Below are 2,120 nucleotides of genomic sequence, written 5' to 3' on the forward strand. Positions count from 1 at the left end.
CAGTCCATGCGCTCAACGTAATCGCGCTTGAACGTCTTCACAAAGGCTTCCGCCATGCCGTTGGATTGCGGGCTCTGAATGGCCGTGGTCAGCGGTTCCAAGCCGATCTCCCGCGCAAACGAGCGCGTGGTGCGCGCAATGTAGGGTGAACCGTTGTCCGTCAGCCATTCAATGGGTCGCTCGGGCAGCGCACTGCCGAATCGCGCTTCCACGGCCTCGACCATCAGGTCGCGCACCATCTCCCCAGTGATTCCACCTATGGTTGCGATCCAGCTCATCGCCTCCCGGTCGCAGCAATCCAGCGCAAAGGCCACCCGCACCCGCTCGCGATTGCCGCAAGCGATCTCGAAACCGTCCGAGCACCAGCGCCGATCGCTCTTACTCACCGCGATCCGCCCGTCGTGACTGGGCGAATCCAGCGGCCGCCCGGTGTGCCGCCGAAGCAGCAAACGATGGTCGCGCATGACGCGGTAGACGCGCTTGTGGTTGACTCGCGTCCGGCCTTCGCGGTCACGGCGCCGATTGACCATCGTCCACGCCCGCCGATAGCCGTAGGACGGCAACGCGGCGACCTTTAGTCGTGATCTCGGCGACGAGCTCGCCGTCCTCGCGCAGCCGGCGGTTGCGGCGTCGATCCGTCCAATTCGCCAGCCGGTGTGCCCGTACGTACAGGTTGGAGCGCGCTACACCCAGGACGTCGCACACGATTGTCATCGGCCGTCCCCGGGCAACAAGGGCGAGCGCGCAATCCATTTTCGCTCTCGCCGCGCCACCTCCATGGCTTCCTTGAGAATCTCGGCTTCGAGCGTCTTCTTGCCGAGCAGGCGCTCAAGTTCACGAATTTGGCGCCGAGCCGCTGCAAGCTCCGCCGCCGGCACGACCGTCTCGCCCGCCTCGACCGCGGTGAGTGCGCCGATGCGCTCGAGCTTGCGCCAGTGGAACAGCTGATTGGGGTTGATGCCGTGCTGGCGAGCGATCAGCGACACCGTCATTCCCGGCTCGTACGTCTCGCGCACCATCGCGAGCTTTTCAGCACCCGACCAGCGCCGTCGGCGCTCGGCGCCCAACACTTCGATTTCTTTGTTCTTCCGACTAGGGCGTGTTAACACTATCTGAGTCCTTCGACAATCAAGGCGAAATGGATGAAGGCGATGAACATCACGTCGAGTTTGTCGAAACGCGAGAAGATGCGCCGGAAACCTTTGAGGCGTCGAAACAGTCTTTCGATCTCGTTGCGCCGACGGTACATGACGCGATCGTAGTCCCACGCCGAGAGTCGATTTTGCTTGGGAGGTACGACGGGGACAAAGCCCAACTCCAGCGCGAGCTGCCTGGTTTCATCCCCCTCGTAGGCGCGATCCATCAGCAGGTAGATGGGCGAGGCAGGGGCGTCCAACGTGCGCAGCAGCTGGCGACCCGTCGGCGCATCGTGCGCCTGGCCGGGAGACAGCGCGAACGTTATGGCCGTTCGAGCATCCGCGGCAACCAGATGAATCTTGGTGGTCCATCCCCCGCGGGATCGGCCGATGGCTTGCGGCCCGTTTTTTTTAGCGCCCCGGTGCCATCCGGATGGACTTTGACGATGGTGCTGTCCAGGGCCACCGCCTCGATCTTGATGCGTACGATCTGGGCCTGCTGCAACTGTTCGAACACCGCATCGAGCACGCCGCTCTTGGACCAACGATTCATCCGCGTATAAATGGTGTGCCAGTTGCCAAACCGCTGCGGCAACCCGCGCCATTTGCAGCCGTGCTCGGCCACATACAGAATCGCATTCAGCACCCGCAGGTTCGTTAAGCTGACGTTGCCGCGTTGCCGCGGCAAACATTGCTCGATATGCTGATATTGAGCTTCGGTGATTTCCATAACCGAAGGATACCGCAATCTCATTCATTAGTGTTAACACGCCCTAGATCATGCCGCGCGGTCGCGAGAAAAAGCCATGGTGGGAACAACCGCGGCAACCGCGAAAGCCGAATAGAGACGAGCAAGAGGAAGCCGAAGTAAGGGCAGTGATCGCAGAGCTTCCTGAGGACTGCGAAGCGGTCAAGGCATACCACGCGGGCGCTGACACTGCGCCTATCAGTCACCTACTGCGGAGCGATCGGCCCGACTTGCTT

Annotated in this window: 2 protein-coding genes and 1 pseudogene; 1 reads left to right on the forward strand and 2 read right to left on the reverse strand. The window is 61.9% G+C overall.

Annotation, left to right across the window (positions count from 1 at the left end; translation table 11 throughout):
- Positions 1 to 1,076: pseudogene (locus VES88_02330) on the reverse strand (IS3 family transposase).
- A 32-nt stretch (positions 1,077 to 1,108) separates the two neighbouring features.
- Positions 1,109 to 1,866, reverse strand: a protein-coding gene (locus tag VES88_02335) for an IS5 family transposase (protein ID HYN80310.1) whose coding sequence is annotated in 2 segments (ribosomal slippage) — positions 1,109 to 1,551 and positions 1,551 to 1,866 — 759 coding nt in all. Because the reading frame shifts where the segments join, the coding sequence is not laid out codon by codon here.
- 50 nt (positions 1,867 to 1,916) lie between these two features.
- On the opposite strand from VES88_02335, the gene VES88_02340 reads away from it, so the two are divergent.
- On the forward strand, positions 1,917 to 2,120 hold a 204-nt coding region (locus VES88_02340; protein HYN80311.1), incomplete at its 3' end, for a hypothetical protein.

The sequence above is a fragment of the Gemmatimonadaceae bacterium genome (assembly GCA_035633115.1).
In the GTDB taxonomy this organism is placed as follows: Bacteria; Gemmatimonadota; Gemmatimonadetes; order Gemmatimonadales; family Gemmatimonadaceae; genus UBA4720.